This is a genomic window from Neorhizobium galegae (assembly GCF_021391675.1).
In the GTDB taxonomy this organism is placed as follows: domain Bacteria; phylum Pseudomonadota; class Alphaproteobacteria; order Rhizobiales; family Rhizobiaceae; genus Neorhizobium; species Neorhizobium galegae_B.
Genome location: NZ_CP090095.1, coordinates 1888993 through 1904340, shown reverse-complemented (window position 1 = coordinate 1904340; position 15348 = coordinate 1888993). Strand labels below are relative to the sequence as shown.

Annotated in this window: 15 protein-coding genes; 5 read left to right on the top strand and 10 right to left on the bottom strand. The window is 62.6% G+C overall.

Going from position 1 to position 15348, the window contains the following annotated elements:
- Positions 1 to 4 precede the first annotated feature (4 nt).
- Positions 5 to 733, top strand: coding sequence for a DNA/RNA nuclease SfsA (gene sfsA, locus LZK81_RS09550; protein ID WP_233956008.1), 729 nt, complete (start codon positions 5 to 7; stop codon positions 731 to 733).
- On the opposite strand, the gene LZK81_RS09545 is transcribed toward sfsA, so the two are convergent.
- Together LZK81_RS09545 and LZK81_RS09540 are read right to left on the bottom strand one after the other, a co-directional pair.
- Complete coding sequence (locus LZK81_RS09545) at positions 709 to 990, bottom strand: type II toxin-antitoxin system RelE family toxin (protein WP_046606249.1); 282 nt, start codon at positions 988 to 990, stop codon at positions 709 to 711. The genes sfsA and LZK81_RS09545 overlap by 25 nt on opposite strands.
- On the bottom strand, positions 980 to 1228 hold the full coding sequence (locus LZK81_RS09540; protein WP_038542472.1) for a type II toxin-antitoxin system Phd/YefM family antitoxin: 249 nt from the start codon (positions 1226 to 1228) through the stop codon (positions 980 to 982). Before LZK81_RS09540 ends, LZK81_RS09545 begins: the two co-directional genes overlap by 11 nt.
- 175 nt (positions 1229 to 1403) lie before the next feature.
- Here LZK81_RS09540 and map point away from each other — a divergent pair, with 175 nt between their 5' ends.
- Together map and radC are read left to right on the top strand one after the other, a co-directional pair.
- A complete protein-coding gene (gene map, locus LZK81_RS09535) occupies positions 1404 to 2240 on the top strand; it encodes a type I methionyl aminopeptidase (RefSeq protein WP_046606248.1) in 837 nt (278 codons plus the stop codon).
- 3 nt (positions 2241 to 2243) lie between these two features.
- Positions 2244 to 3047: a RadC family protein gene (gene radC / locus LZK81_RS09530; RefSeq protein ID WP_046606247.1), complete on the top strand. Its 804-nt coding sequence runs from the start codon at positions 2244 to 2246 to the stop codon at positions 3045 to 3047.
- Between the two features lie 12 nt (positions 3048 to 3059).
- Here radC and LZK81_RS09525 read toward each other — a convergent pair whose 3' ends face one another.
- A complete protein-coding gene (locus LZK81_RS09525) occupies positions 3060 to 3947 on the bottom strand; it encodes an SDR family oxidoreductase (protein WP_233956007.1) in 888 nt (295 codons plus the stop codon).
- A 98-nt stretch (positions 3948 to 4045) separates the two neighbouring features.
- Here LZK81_RS09525 and LZK81_RS09520 point away from each other — a divergent pair, with 98 nt between their 5' ends.
- Positions 4046 to 4885, top strand: coding sequence for a helix-turn-helix transcriptional regulator (locus LZK81_RS09520; protein ID WP_233956006.1), 840 nt, complete (start codon positions 4046 to 4048; stop codon positions 4883 to 4885).
- 20 nt (positions 4886 to 4905) lie between these two features.
- Here LZK81_RS09520 and LZK81_RS09515 read toward each other — a convergent pair whose 3' ends face one another.
- The 7 genes from LZK81_RS09515 to LZK81_RS09485 all read right to left on the bottom strand — a co-directional run bounded on the left by LZK81_RS09515 (position 4906) and on the right by LZK81_RS09485 (position 13540).
- Positions 4906 to 6717: an ABC transporter ATP-binding protein gene (locus LZK81_RS09515; protein ID WP_233956005.1), complete on the bottom strand. Its 1812-nt coding sequence runs from the start codon at positions 6715 to 6717 to the stop codon at positions 4906 to 4908.
- 11 nt (positions 6718 to 6728) lie between these two features.
- Entirely contained in the window at positions 6729 to 7493 is a 765-nt protein-coding gene (locus tag LZK81_RS09510) for a DUF1028 domain-containing protein (RefSeq protein ID WP_233956003.1), read from the bottom strand.
- Positions 7494 to 7496: 3 nt separating this feature from the next.
- The gene (locus LZK81_RS09505; protein ID WP_233956001.1) at positions 7497 to 9281 is read right to left on the bottom strand and encodes a gamma-glutamyltransferase family protein; all 1785 of its coding nucleotides are present in this window, start codon (positions 9279 to 9281) and stop codon (positions 7497 to 7499) included.
- A 19-nt stretch (positions 9282 to 9300) separates the two neighbouring features.
- Entirely contained in the window at positions 9301 to 10176 is an 876-nt protein-coding gene (locus LZK81_RS09500; protein ID WP_233955999.1) for an ABC transporter permease, read from the bottom strand.
- Entirely contained in the window at positions 10173 to 11120 is a 948-nt protein-coding gene (locus tag LZK81_RS09495) for an ABC transporter permease (RefSeq protein ID WP_046606240.1), read from the bottom strand. The genes LZK81_RS09500 and LZK81_RS09495 overlap by 4 nt, the downstream gene beginning before the upstream one ends.
- An 84-nt stretch (positions 11121 to 11204) precedes the next feature.
- Positions 11205 to 12710 carry an ABC transporter substrate-binding protein gene (locus LZK81_RS09490; RefSeq protein WP_233956516.1) on the bottom strand — a complete coding sequence of 502 codons (1506 nt, stop codon included), beginning with the start codon at positions 12708 to 12710 and terminating at the stop codon, positions 11205 to 11207.
- An 89-nt stretch (positions 12711 to 12799) separates the two neighbouring features.
- The gene (locus LZK81_RS09485) at positions 12800 to 13540 is read right to left on the bottom strand and encodes a FadR/GntR family transcriptional regulator (protein ID WP_233955997.1); all 741 of its coding nucleotides are present in this window, start codon (positions 13538 to 13540) and stop codon (positions 12800 to 12802) included.
- 216 nt (positions 13541 to 13756) lie between these two features.
- On the opposite strand from LZK81_RS09485, the gene sthA reads away from it, so the two are divergent.
- Positions 13757 to 15241 (top strand): Si-specific NAD(P)(+) transhydrogenase, encoded by a 1485-nt coding sequence (gene sthA / locus LZK81_RS09480; RefSeq protein ID WP_046606238.1) that lies wholly within the window; start codon positions 13757 to 13759, stop codon positions 15239 to 15241.
- The last annotated feature ends 107 nt before the right edge of the window (positions 15242 to 15348 follow it).

The following is a 15348-nucleotide window of genomic DNA, read 5'->3' as shown; positions in this document are numbered from 1 at the left end:
GCAGATGCGCTTCGATCCCCCACTGGTCCCGGCGACCCTCCTGCAACGCTACAAGCGTTTCCTGTTCGACGCCGTGCTGGAGGACGGCACGCCGTTTACCGGCTCCTGCCCCAATACCGGTTCGATGCGAGGGCTGACGACGCCCGGCTCGAAGATCTGGGTGTCGCTGCATGACAGCCCCACCCGCAAATACCGGCACATGTTCGAGATGGTCGAGGTCGACGGAGAGCGCGTCGGCATCAATACCGGCCTGCCGAACCGGCTGACGGAAGAGGCGATCCGTACCGGGCTGATCCCGAGCCTTGCCGGCTATCAGACGATCCTGCGCGAACAGCGCTACGGCCGCAATTCGCGCATCGACTTTTTGCTGATCAGCGCCGGCCTTCCGAATGCGTATGTGGAGGTCAAGAACGTTCATTTCTGCCGCGAACCGGGATTGGCGGAATTTCCCGATACCGTCACCAAGCGCGGCGCCAAACATCTGGAAGAGCTGGGCGACATGGCGGAGGCCGGTCACCGGGCGGTAATGATCTACCTCATCCAGCGGTACGACTGCTCGCGCTTCCGCATCTGCGGAGATCTAGACCCATTCTATGCGCTCGCCTTCGAGCGCGCCAAATCCCGTGGCGTCGAGGCCTATGCAGTGCATTGCCGCGTTTCGCCGGAGGAAATAACGCCTGCGGGACTGATCCCGGTCGAGGATCTCGGCTATCGCTTTTCGGCCGCCTTATAGACCGCGTCTCGATCTCGCCGGCCGACGGCGATCACCAGGACGACCAGTTGCGTATCTCGAACCTCATAGACGAGGCGATAGCCAATGACGCGCAGCTTAATCTTGTAACGGTTCTTGGATCCATAAAGCTGGGCGGCAGCGACGCGCGGATTTTCGAGACGCTCGGTCAATTTCCTCTTGAACTGCTCACGGATATTCGAGTCGAGCTTGCGCCATTCCTTCAGCGCAACATCCAGAAACGCGAGCTCATAGCTCATCCAGCGTTACCTTGATGACAGTCTCGCCTGCGCGGCTGTCGGCTAGTGCATTGAGCTCAAGGTCTTCCAACCGGTCCATCATCGCTTCGTAAGCCTTTGCAGGCACGCAGTAGAAGGCGGGCTCGTTGCGATTGAGGATGGCGACTGGAGCTCCGTCTCCTGCTGCGACGGTACCCATAGGGTTGCGCTTCAGCTCGGAAACGCTGGCGGTGACTTCGGCGAGGACGATGCTGACCATGGCGGCTCTAATGCTCCAATTCGCACCTTATATAGACCTATGAGAAGCACTTTAAAAGGCTCGTTTCAGATCATCCCGCTGGGATTGCCGGCAAGAAAAGCGCTGAAATCTCCGATCGCCATGGACGAACCGGGCCTAGCTGCTTTATGAACGAGGAGATTGCGAGAGAAGAACCATGGTCAACTATATCGAGGCGGTTTCCGCCCCCCTGAAGAATACGGGCGCGATCCGCCTCTATAGTGCGGAGGACTTTGCCGGCATGCGCAAGGCCTGCCTGCTGACCGCGCGCTGCCTCGACGAGCTTGCGACGATCGTGCAGCCCGGCGTCACCACCAACGCGATAGACCGCTTCGTCTTCGAGTTCGGCATGGACCACGGCGCGCTGCCGGCGACGCTGAACTATCGCGGCTACACCAAATCCTCCTGCACCTCGATCAATCACGTCGTCTGCCACGGCATTCCGGACGACAAGCCTTTGCGGGAAGGTGATATCGTCAATATCGACGTCACCTATATCCTCGACGGCTGGCACGGGGATTCGAGCCGCATGTATCCGGTCGGCCAAATCAAGCGCGCTTCCGAGCGCCTGCTCGAAGTCACCTACGAATGCCTGATGCGCGGCATCGAGGCGGTGCGTCCGGGCGCCCGCACCGGCGCGATCGGCGAGGCAATCCAGACCTATGCGGAAGCGGAACGCTGCTCGGTGGTGCGCGATTTCTGCGGCCATGGTGTCGGCCGGCTTTTCCACGACTCGCCGAACATCCTCCATTACGGCCGTGCCGACGAGGGTCCGGAGATGAAGGAAGGGATGATCTTTACCATCGAGCCGATGATCAATCTCGGCAAGCCGCATGTGAAGGTGCTGTCCGACGGCTGGACGGCAGTGACCCGCGACCGGTCGCTGTCAGCGCAATACGAACATGCGATCGGCGTCACCGCCACCGGCTGCGAGATCTTCACCTTGTCGCCCGGAGGTTTCGACCGACCCGGCCTGCCGCCGCTTTCGAGGTAACGGATGGCCAGCCGCTCCGCTCCTCCGCCGGACGAACAGACGTCCTTCATCGAGGACGAGCGCGGCTTTTTCGCCGAACAGCTGACCAAGCCGAAAGCCATCAAGAAACCGGCGTCGATGGACGACGAAGAGCCGGGCGCGCATTACCACGGTCACCGCGAGCGCCTCAAAACCAAGTATCGCGAACATGGCGACACCGGGCTCGCCGACTACGAGATCCTTGAACTGCTGCTTTTCCGATCGATACCGCGCCGCGATACCAAACCGCTTGCCAAGACTTTGATCGCCCGGTTCGGAACGCTTGCCGGCGTTCTGGGCGCACCGCTCGGATTGCTACAGGAGGTCAAGGGCGTCGGCGAGGCGGTGGCGCTCGACCTGAAGCTCGTCGCGACCGTCGGTCATCGGATGCTGAAAAGCGAGCTGCGCGGCAAGCAGGTCCTATCCTCCTGGTCTTCGGTCATCGATTACTGCCATGCGATAATGGCCTACGAACCGCGCGAACAGTTCCGCATCCTCTTCCTCGACAAGCGGAATGCGCTGATCGCCGACGAGGTGCAGGGCCATGGTACCGTCGACCATACGCCGGTCTATCCGCGCGAAGTGGTGCGCCGGGCGCTGGAGCTCTCGGCGACCGCTCTTATTTTAGTCCACAATCACCCGAGTGGCGACCCCACCCCTTCCCGCGCCGATATCGACATGACGAAGACGATCGTCGACACCGCGAAGCCTCTCGGTATCACGGTGCACGACCACATCATCATCGGCAAGGATGGGCATGTCAGCCTGAAGGGCCTCAGGCTGATCTGAGTTTTTGCAGCCTCAGGCAGCGAAATAGGTTTCCCGATCGAGATCGGCGATCAGTCCCGGTTGTGTGGGTTCCCAGCCGAGCTGTTCCCGGGTCCAGGCGCTCGAAGCCCGGTTGTTGATTTGCGCAAAATGCGCAAACCAGCCGAAATGTTCGGCTGCCTCGTGATGGGATTTAGCAATGACAGGCAGGTTCAGACGTTTTCCTATCACGCCGGCAATGTCGCGGAACGGAATGCCCTCTTCGGCAACGGCGTGATACCGGCCACCAGCAACGCCCTTTTCCAGCACGAGCCTGTAGAGGCGGGCGGCATCGAACCGATGCACCGCTGGCCACTGGTTCAGCCCCTCGCCGACATAGGCCGAGGAGCCCTTCTGGCGGGCCATATTGATGAGGATCGGAACGAAGCCATGATCGCCATCGCCATGTACCGAAGGCGGGAGCCGGATGACCGATACGCGCGGACCCGACGTCACCGAAAATGCCGTCTTTTCCGAGACCCGAGGAACGGAGGAGCCATAGGCGGGCGGCGTCTCTTCGGTCGCCAACTGGCCCGGCGACAGAAGGCCGGTAGCGGAAGTGACGATCAGGGAACGGTCGGTGCCGGCAAGCGCATCGCCGAGCGCTTCGATGGCGCGCCGGTCGATCTCGCAATTTTCCTTGAATTTCGAAAAATCGTGGATGAAGCCCGTATGGATGACGGCGTCCGAGGCAGCGGCTCCGCTTTTCAGACTGTCCAGATCCTCCAGGGTGCCCCGGTGGATATCGGCGCCGGCGACCGTCAGCGCCGCGGCGGAGGCATCCGAACGGGCAAGGCCCAGGACCTGATGGCCTGCCTCGATCAGTTCCTTGACGACGGCCGAGCCGACAAACCCGGTCGCGCCGGTTACAAAAACACGCATGATAGTCCTCTTCAGTTGTCTGACGAGGCTGTGATAGGGTTTTCCGGATGGCGAAAAAGCCGTGACGACTTACTGGTATAAGCACTAACAGGCTGAGCATGCCGACAATTGAGGACGAAAACCTTCTCGGAAACTATCTGAAGGACCGCCGCGCGAAACTCAGCCCGGTCGCCTTCGGCATTCCTTCGACACGCCGGCGCACGCCCGGCCTCCGGCGCGAGGAGGTGGCACAGCGCGCCAATGTCAGCGCCACCTGGTACACTTGGCTCGAACAGGGCCGCGGCGGCGCGCCATCCGCGGATGTGCTGGACCGGCTCGCCAAGGCGCTTTCGCTGAACGACGCCGAGCGGGAGCACCTTTTTCTGCTGGCGCAGCACCGGCCGCCCGAGGTCCGATACGAGCATTCCGAACCGATCACGCCGCAGCTGCAACGGGTGCTGGATTCGCTGGAGTTCAGCCCGGCCCTTGTGAGGACCGCCCTGTGGGACATCGTCGCCTGGAACGATGCCGCTGCGATCACGCTGACCGACTATGCCAAGCTTGCGCCCGAACAACGCAACATCCTCAAACTTCTCTTCGGCAAATCGCCTGCCCGCGCGCATATGATCCATTGGGAGAGAGATGCCCGCACCGCCGTCGCGGCTTTCCGGTCGGAAGCGGCACGGGCCGGAAACACCGAAAAGGTCCAGTCGCTGGTCGCTGAAATCAGCCGATCGAGCCCGGAATTCGCGGCCATATGGCGGGACTACGCGGTTCAGAACTACGGAGAAGGCCTCAAGCACGTCCGCCATGCAACGGCAGGAGACCTCGCGCTCGAATACTCATCCTTTGCCGTCGACGGCCGGCCGGACCTCGGCCTCGTCATCTTCAATCCGGCGACCGCCGACGATACAGAACGGCTGAAGGCGCTGATCGCGAGCCGCAAGGCGGCCAGGTAACCGCCCTGCTTCTTGGCCATTCAAGCCACCTGCACCATGTGGCCCGCGGAAACCTCGCGATACTGGCGCGCCGGCGGCTGGAAACCCATCGGACGAACCGGGCTCTTCAGCTCGTCGTTGGAAATGCTTCGGCGGATACCGCGGCGGGCCGGGTCGGGCACCGGAACGGCTGCCATCAGCTTCTTGGTATAGGGATGCTGCGGATTATCAAAGACCGCGGCGCGGGGACCGATCTCGACGATCTCGCCAAGATACATGACCGCTACCCGATGGCTGACCCGTTCAACCACCGCCATGTCATGGCTGATGAACAGGAAGGCGAGGTTGAGGCTCTGCTGCAGGTCGAGGAGCAGGTTGCAGACCTGTGCCTTGATCGAGACGTCGAGCGCCGAGACGCTTTCGTCGGCGACGATCACCTTCGGATCGAGCGACAGGGCACGGGCAATCGCGATGCGCTGGCGCTGGCCGCCCGAAAATTCGTGCGGATAACGGCCCGCCATATCGGGCGAGAGGCCGACCTTGCGGAGCAGGTCGGCGGTCTTTTCCTTCGCCTCCATCGCATTGCCGAGCTTGTGCTTGACGAAGGGTTCGGAGATTGCAGCGCCGACCGTCATGCGCGGGTTGAGCGACGAGAACGGGTCCTGGAAGATCATCTGGATGGTCTTGCGCATGTCGCGCAGGCCCGTCTGATCGAGGCGCAGGACATCGTAGCCGTCGAGCGCCACGTCGCCGCTGGTCGGCTCGATCAGCCGCATGATCGATCGGCCGGTCGTCGACTTGCCGCAGCCGGATTCACCGACCAGTGACAAGGTCTCGCCCTGGAAGAGGTCGAAGGAAACATTCTCGACCGCATGGACGGAACCCGTCTGCGTCGCGAACAGGCCGGAGCGGACGGCGAAGCGGGTTACGAGGTTCTTCACCGCCAGAACCGGTGTCTTGCGGGTATCAACGGTGCCTGCGACTTCCTTGGGTTCGGCGGTCTCGCCGGTATTGATGTCGACGACCGGGAAACGGGTCGGCCATTTGCGGTCCTGCATCGAGCCGAGCCGCGGCACGGCCGACAGCAGCGCGCGGGTATAGGGATGTTTGCCGCGGTGAAAGATTTCTTCGGTCGGACCGCTCTCGACCGCCTCGCCGCGATACATGACGATGGTACGGTCGGCGATCTCGGCGACCACGCCCATGTCATGGGTGATGAAGAGCACCGACATGCCCTCCTCTTCCTGCAGGATCTTGATGAGGTCGAGGATCTGTCCCTGAATGGTGACATCGAGCGCGGTGGTCGGTTCGTCGGCGATCAGCAGCCTCGGTTTCGACGCCAAGGCCATGGCGATCATCACACGCTGGCGCATGCCACCCGAGAACTGGTGCGGGTAGTCGTCGAACCGGGCGCCGGCGTTCGGGATGCGGACCTTTTCGAGAAGCCGCACGGTTTCGGCGCGCGCTTGGGCCTTCGTCAGTCCCTTGTGGCGCGTCAGCACTTCCGAGATCTGCCGTCCGATCGTGAAGATCGGGTTGAGCGAGGTCATCGGCTCCTGGAAAATCATCGAGGCGTCGTTGCCGCGCACGCCCCGCATCTCCTTTTCGGAGATCGACAGGAGATCCCGCCCGGAGAGCAGGATGCTGCCCTCGATGCGGCTGGTATTGGCGGCCAGCAGACGCATGATCGAGAGCGAGGTGACGCTCTTGCCGGACCCGCTCTCGCCGACGATCGCCACCGTCTCGCCCGGGTGCACATCGAAGGAGACGTCGCGGACGACGCTTTTCCATTCGCCGTCGACCAGGAAGGATGTCGTCAGGTTCCTGACGGAAAGGACAGGTGTCTCGGTCATCGGGGCTTCCGTCATTGGGGCTTCCAGGGGGTGGCAAAGGAGACTGACGCACGGCCTTCCGCCTCACGGGCGGCTTCCAGCTCGGCGATCTTCTGGTCGATGACGCGGCGGTCGATCATGCCGTGCGGGTTTTCGCGGGTCGGCATGGTTTCGGCGACATGCAGGAAACGCTCCTGCGCCACCGCATAGAGCCGGCGCAGTTCGGCGAGCGGATCGGTGTGGTCGTCGGCATTGATACGCAGCCAGGGGTAATCCTGGTCGCGATAGAGAACCATCGCGGCGGACTGCTTGCCGCGCTTGTCGCCGCCGGCGGCCTCTCCGGCATCCATGGCAGCGAGCAGTCGCTCGGCAAGCGGCGCGCCTTCTGCCGTCTTTTCCTTGTAGACCCGCAGCGTCTCGGCGATCACCTGCGGACCCGCCAGCATGTTGCCTGCAACGGAGACGTTGTCGTCGACCAGATGGCCGGCCCAGTCGACGCAGATTTCGCCGGTATAGGCGGCATTGCGGCCGTTGGCGTCGATCAGATGGAACTGGCGCTGACGCCGGCCATCATCGCGCGCAGTCAGCGTCTCGATGATCTCGTCCGGCGACCTGCCCTCTTCCAAGAGCTTCAGTCCGTCGGTGCCGTAGAGCGGGCTAACGAAGGCCTGGGTGGCGACGGCCCCCACCCTGCCCTTGATATGCGGCACGGCGGCACCGACCGCGAAGAAGCGGCTGGCGACCGAAATCCCGAAGTGACCCGTTTGCGGATCGCGTGCGACGATCGACCATGTCATGGCTTATCTCCCGACCGCATAGGCCTGCATCAGGCGCGGTGTTGCAGCAGCCCGCAGCAATCCGTCCGCGTCGCGGCGTGCTGCGGTCAAACGGCCGACGCTCCAGGGATCGGCAACCGTAATCTGGTGGCCGCGGCTGCGCAGCTCGGCGAGCACGTCGGCACCGATATTGCTTTCCACCATGATGTTCCCCGGCTGGCTGGTGCGTGGATAGAAGGAGCCCGGGAAATGGGTGGTGTGGAACAGCGGCATGTCGATCGCCGCCTGCAGGTTCGGCTTGTGGTGGACGTAACGCAGGAAGAAGGGCAGCTGCCACTGGTCCTGCTGGTCGCCGCCGGGCGTACCGAACACCAGCGTCGGGCGACCCTGATGCAGGGCCAGCGACGGCGTCAGCGTCGTGCGCGGGCGTTTTCCCGGTTCCAGCGAGGTCGGCAGGCCGGGCTTCAGCCAGAACATCTGGGCGCGGGAATTCAGCGCGAAACCGAGGCCGGGCACGATCGGCGACGACTGCAGCCAGCCGCCGGAGGGCGTGGTGGAGACCATGTTGCCCCAGCGGTCGATGACGTCGATATGCACCGTGTCGCCGCGCTTTTCGGTGAGATGCGACATGGTCGGCTCGTAGACCGCGCCCTTGCCGCTGACTTCGGCCAGCATTCCCATGGTGAGATCGAACTGGTGGTCGTAACCGGGGACGCGGCCCGGCCGTAATTCGAGCGAGGCCTGGCTGCCGATGAGCTTGCGGCGCTCGGCATTATAGCCTTCCGACAGCAGGTATTCGGTCGGGATCTGCGCGAAATCCGGGTCGCCGTAATAGACTTCGCGGTCGGCGAAGGCGAGCTTCATGGCCTCGACGACGACATGCACGAAATCCGGTCCGGCCGGATCCATCGCCGAGAGGTCAAAGCCCTTCAGCAGCGCCAGCGATTGCAGGAGCACCGGCCCCTGCCCCCAGGCCGGCGTCTTGGCGACGGTCCAGTCGTGATAGTCATAGGTCTGCGGCGCCTCGACGGTCGCCTGCCAGTTGGCCATGTCGTCGGCGGTCAGCACGCCCTTGTGGCGGGCACCGCTCGCATCCATCACCTCAGCCGTCGAGACATAACGGTCGATCGCCTCCGCCACGAAGCCGCGGTAGAAGGCATCGCGGGCGGCTTCTATCTGGTTTTCGCGGCCGGTCTTGGCTTCGGCCTCGGCGATGACGCGCTTCCAGGTCTCGGCGAGCACCGGGTTTTTAAAGTTGCTCTGCGCCTCGGGAGCTGCGCCGCCCGGCAGCCAGGTCGCGTAGGAGGTCGGCCATTCCGTCTCGAAGAAGCTCGCCAGCCCCTTGATGGTGGCGGAAACGCGGGCAAGCATCGGGTGGCCCTGTTCGGCGTAGTAGATCGCCGGCTCGAGCACGTCGCGGACGCTCATCGTGCCGTAGTCGCGCAGCATCAGCATCCAGCCGTCGAAGGCGCCGGGGATGACTGTCGCGAGCAGCCCGTCGCCGGGGATCAGCTTCAGGCCTTCCGACGTGTAGTGCTCGATCGTCGCGCCAGCCGGTGCAGGTCCCTGGGCGCAGATGACTTCGACCTTGTCCTTCTTCTTCGAGTAGAAGACGGCCGGCATGTCGCCGCCCGGGCCGCAGAGATGCGGCTCGACGATCTGCAGCAAGAAGCCCGTTGCAACAGCCGCATCGAAGGCATTGCCGCCCTTTTCGAGGATTGCCATGCCGACGGACGAGGCGATCCAGTGGGTCGAGGTGACGACGCCGAACGTGCCGAGGATTTCCGGCCGTGTGGTGAATTCAGTCATGGGTATAAATCCTTTCAGATCATGCTTCGCGCGGGTCGAGCGCATCGCGCAGGCCATCGCCGAGGAGATTGAAGCCAATGACGACGAGGAAGATCGCCGCACCCGGCCACATCGCCATCCAGGGAGCCTGGCTCAAAAAGTTCTTGGCGACGTTCAACATCGAGCCCCAGGAGGGGGCTGGCGGCTGCTGGCCGAGGCCGAGGAAGGAAAGGCTCGCCTCGGCGATGATCGCGGTTGCGATCGTCAGCGTCGCCTGGACGATGATGGGTGCGAAAACGTTGGGCAGGATGTAGCGGGTCATGATTTCGAAGTGGTTCAGGCCAACGGCGCGTGCGCCTTCGACATAGTCCTCCGTCTTGACCGCCAGGACCTGACCACGGGTCAGCCGCACGAAGATCGGCATGGCGGACAGGCCGATGGCGATCATCGCATTCATCAGGCTCGGGCCCAAAAATGCCGCGAGCGCGATCGCCATGATCAGGAAGGGCATGGCGAGCAGAGCCTCTGTGATCCTCGAGATCACCATATCCACCCAGCCGCCGAAATAACCCGAGATCAGCCCGAAGGGCACGCCGATGCCGACCGCGATGGCGACTGAAAACACCCCGGCCATCAGGGATGCCCGGGCGCCCCAGATCATGCGGGACAGGATGTCGCGACCGAGATCGTCAGTGCCGAGCCAGTACATGGCCGAGGGCGCCTTGCGGATCGCCGTCCAGCTCGTGGCGACGGGATCGATGATCGGCAGAATCGGCGCGGCGGCTGCCAGGATCGTGAAGAACAGCACGACGACGGCGCCGACGAGCGCGCTCCGGTTCTTCTTCATCTTGCGCCAGGCGCGGCTCTTGTCGCGCTTGGCGACCGCCACGGGCGGTGCTTGGTCGATCGTGGTCATAGGGTGGCCCTCAGACGCGGATTGAGCAGGACATAAAGGACGTCGGCAATCAGGTTCATCAGGATGAAACCGACTGCCGTGCACAGCACGACGCCCTGCACGACCGCATAGTCGCGGTTGAAGACGGCATCGACGATGAGCTTGCCGAAGCCCGGTATGGTGAAGATCTGTTCGGTCAGGACCGCGCCGGCCAGCAGTTCGCCGAACAGCAGCGCCGACAGAGTCACGACCGGCAGAAGCGCATTGCGGAAACTGTGGCTCAGAATGACCTCCCGCGGAGAAAGCCCCTTGGCGCGGGCGGTGCGGATATAGTCGGCGCTGAGCACGCCGATCATCGCCGAGCGGGTATGGCGCATCAGGGTCGCGGCGAGCGCATTGCCGAGCACGAAGGCCGGCATGACCATGGTCTGCAGGGACCGGACGGGATCGACGAAGATCGACTCGAAGCCCGAGGCAGGCAGCCAGCCGAGCTGCACCGAGATCAACAGGATGAGCATGATACCGAGCCAGAAATTCGGGATCGACAGGCCGGTCAGCGCCAGCACGTTGGCAATATAATCGATGAACGTGTTCTTCTTGACCGCCGCCAGAATGCCGATCGGAATGCCGATCACCATGGCGAAGAACATCGCCATCACGGCAAGCTGAATAGTCACCGGCAGCTTCTGGAGGATCAGTTCCAGGACAGGCTGGTTGGTGCGCAGCGAAATGCCGAAGTCGCCTGTCAGCACGCCGCCGAGCCAGTAGAAATATTGAACCACGACCGGATCGTTCAGCCGGTATTTGTCGCGCAGGAATTCGATGACGGCAGGGTCACGCTCCTCGCCGGCCATGGCCAGAATGGGATCGCCGGGCAAGAGTTTCTGCAGTGAAAACACAAAAATGGAGATGATCAGCAAGGTCGGGATGGCGACCAGCAGACGCTTTCCGATGTAGACAGGCATGACGCCGTCCCCCGTTGAGCAACATTGTTACAAGGCGATGCGGAAAAGTGCCGCATGGGTCCACTCCCATGCGGCACGGGAGGCTTAGCCCTTCTTGACGCCTTGCAGGCGGATCATGCCGTCCGGACTGGCCACGAAACCGGTAATGTTCTTCTTGTAAGCCCAGATCCACGACTGATGGCCGAGATAGATGACCGGCATGTCTTCGTTGAGGATCACGGAAGCTGCATCGTATTTCTGCTTGCGCACCGCATCGTCGGTCGAGGCGCGTGCATCGTTGAGCAGCTTGTCGACCTCCGGGTTGCAGTATTTCACGTCGTTGATGCCACCCTTGCAGGTGATGAACTGGTGGATATTGCCGTCAGGATCGACGCGGCCGGACCAGTCAGAGCGGCTGAGCTGGAAGTTGCCGCGGGTCTGCTCTTCGAGCAGGGTCGCGAATTCGGTCGATTTCAGGCTGACGTCGAAACCGGCTTCGGCGACCATCGACTGCAGGATCTGCATCATCTGCTGGGCGACCGGGTTGTTCGGGATCTGCAGCTCGACAGGAACGCGGTCGAAGCCGGCGGCCTTGATCAGAGCCTTGGCCTTGGCGACGTCGCGGGCCGGAACCGGGATCGCCTTGTTGAACCACGGGCTGTTCGGCGGGAACGGCTGGTTGCCGCCGACGGCCGTGCCTTCATAAACGATCTGGTTCATCGCATTGCGGTCGATCGCCAGCGAGAAGGCCTGGCGCAGGCGCTTGTCCTTGCCGAACGGATTGTCGGCACGCGCACCGTTGGCGATATTGGCGTAAAGCGCCATGTAGCCGATATTGACGGTCGCATCGTATTTCAGGCCCGAATTGCCCTTGACGGCAGCAACATCGGTCGGAGCCAGGCGCTCGATGAAGTCGAGGTCGCCCGACTGCAAGTTGGCGAGGCGCACGGTCGTATCCGGGATCGGCAGGTAGGTGACCTTGTCAACGAAGATCTTGTCCTTGTTCCAGTAATCCTTGAATTTTTCGAGCACGATGCGGTCCTGCTGGACGCGCTCGACAAACTTGAACGGGCCGGCGCAGACCGGCTTGGAGCCGAAATTGGCGCCGAGCGCCTTGGCGGCAGTCGGCGAAACGATCATGCCGGCGCGGTCGGAGAGCTGGGCGAGCAGCGTCACGTCCGGAGACTTCAGGGTGAACTTGACTTCGAGGGGGCCTGTCGCTTCGACCTTGGCGACGGAGGTCAACTCGCTCTTGCGGCGCGATTCCGGCAGGGTCATGTTGCGTTCGATCGTGGCAACCACGGCGGCGGCATCGAGCGGAGTGTCGTCGTGGAACTTGACGCCCTCCCTGATCTTCATCGTCAATTCCTTGCCGTCGGCAGACCATTTCCACTCGGTGGCGAGTTGCGGAACGATCTTCAGGTCGGGCGAAACGTCGACCAGCTTGTCGCACAACGCCGTATAGACGATACGTCCGACGAAGGTGCGGGACTGGGCCGGATCGAGAACGTCGGCATCGTCCTGCAGGCCGATGCGCAAATCGACCGCAAGCGCCGGAAAGGCGAAAAGCGCCCCGGCCAGCAGCCCGGTCGTAAGCTTGGTAAGTCGCATCATGATGAACATTCCTCTCTTGTTTTTAGGTTCCTGTTTTTAGTCTTGGCCGGTTTCCGGCTTCTGGTGGTGGGCCGCGTGGCGGCCATTCAGCTTGCTTCGCTGAGCGATCCCTGTTCCACGGAGCCAAGGGACGTCGCGCGGATGAGCCGCTCCTGAAGCATCAGCAGGTGTTCGCGCATCGCCTCCCCCGCCTGCACCGGATCACGCGCGGCGATCGCCTCGATGATGGTCGTGTGCTGGGCAAACGAGATGTTGACCGCATTGCCGCTCGAACGGGCGCGCTCGCGGATCGCCCGCCATGCCTCGTCCTGGCGGACGCGATTGATGACGTCGAAGATCGACAGGAAAAGCTGGTTGCCGGCGCTCTGGGCGATCAGCCGGTGCAGCGTCCCGTCCCACAGTTCGCGGGCGTCGGCATCGCTGCTCTCGATGATCTTCAAGGCGATCTCGTGCATCTTGGCGATATCCGCCGGCTTGGCACGCATGGCCGCCAGTTGGGCGAGCTGTGGTTCGATCCTCAGACGGACTTCCATGATCTCCATGAAGTCCGTGCCGGCGACGATCGCGCCCACATGGTTGCTCCACTCGCTCGGCCTTTCGCCGATAAAGGTGCCTGAGCCCTGGCGGCGCCAGATGAGACCTTCGGATTCGAGCACCTCAAGTGCACGTCGCACCGCACGCCGGCTGATGCCGAGCAGGTCGGTCAAAGCGCGTTCGGTCGGCAGGCGGCCTTCAGAACCGAATTCTCCCGCCCTTAAAAGCTCTCTCAGGCGATCCAGCGCATAGCTCGAGTTGTCATGAGCCTCGCCGGCTCCATCCTGTACCATTTAGCGCACCAATTTTTAATTGGTTCGAATGGACGGCATTTCCAGACGTCCGTCAAGTTAATTTTTCGGCAATTTTCGCAGTGCACAAAATTGATGCAGGCAAATTGAAATCAAGGCTTGGACGAGCCGCAATCAAAACTTTAGAATAGGCGGCTACAAAGGGATTCGTGAATGCTGCCGCATTGCGGCAGCCGTAGATTCGGAGCGGAGCATCCCATGAACCAATACGACCTCATCGTCGTCGGCAGCGGACCGGCCGGCCGCCGCGCGGCCATCCAGGCAGCCAAGCTCGACAAGAAGGTTCTGGTCGTCGAACAGGGCAAGAGGGTCGGAGGCGTATCGGTCCACACGGGCACGATCCCGTCGAAGACGCTGCGCGAAACGGCGCTCAACCTGTCCGGCTGGCGCGAACGCGGCTTCTACGGCAAGGCCTACCGCGTCAAGCAGGAAATCAGCGCCGAAGATCTGCGCCGCCGCCTGCTGATCACCCTCGACCACGAAGTCGAAGTATTGGAACATCAATTCGCCCGCAACCGCGTCCAGAGCATCCGTGGCAAGGCGACCTTCGTCACGTCCGACACGATGGCAATCGCCAAAGACGACGGCGACGTCATGCACGTCATGGGCAAGTCCATCCTGCTCGCGGTCGGTACCAAGCCTTTCCGTCCTGATTACATGCCATTCGACGGCAAGACGGTTCTCGACAGCGACGAATTGCTCGAAATCGACCAGCTCCCCCGTTCGATGGTGGTCATCGGCGCCGGCGTTATCGGCATCGAATACGCGACGATCTTCAGCGCGCTGGATGCGGCCGTGACCGTCATCGACCCGAAGCCGACCATGCTCGACTTCATCGATAAGGAGATCGTCGAGGACTTCACCTATCAGCTGCGCGACCGCAACATGAAGCTGCTGCTCGGCCAGAAGGCGGACAAGGTGGAACGGCTGCCGGACGGCAAGGTCATGGTGCACGTGGACAGCGGCCGTCAGATCATCACCGACATGGTGCTGTTCGCCGCCGGCCGCATGGGCGCCACCGATACGCTGAACCTCGCCGCGGCCGGCCTCGAGGCCGACAGCCGCGGCCGCCTCAAGGTCAACCCGGAAACCTTCGAGACCTCCGTTCCGGGCATCTTTGCCGCCGGCGACGTCGTCGGCTTCCCGAGCCTTGCCTCGACCTCGATGGAACAGGGGCGCGTCGCGGCCCGTGTCGCCGTCGGCGCGATCGCCAAGGAACCGCCGAAATATTTCCCCTACGGCATCTATGCGGTGCCGGAAATCTCCACTTGCGGCCTCACCGAAGAGGAAATGAAGGAGCGCGGCATTCCCTATGAATGCGGCATCGCCCGCTTCCGGGAGACCTCGCGCGGCCATATCATGGGCCTCGATACCGGGCTCCTGAAGCTGATCTTCTCGCTGAAGACCCGCCGCCTGCTCGGCGTCCATATCGTCGGCGAAGGTGCGACCGAACTCGTCCACATCGGCCAGGCGGTATTGAACCTCAAGGGCACGGTCGAATATTTCGTCGAGAATACGTTCAACTACCCGACACTCGCCGAAGCCTACAAGATCGCCGGCCTCGACGCCTGGAACCGCATGGGCGAAGGCCCGAAGGAAGCGGTGGCTCCACAGGTGGAGACCGTGGCGACGGTTAAGGCCGAGACCGCGACAGCAGAGAAGAAAAAAGCCGTCTCCAAGTGAGGCGGCTCCTCTCGTGACCAGATGCCTCAGATAGGCGATCAGCCGAAAACAAAAAAGCCGCCTCGAAAGGCGGCTTTTCTTTTGTGTCGCAGAACCGCCCCGAAGGG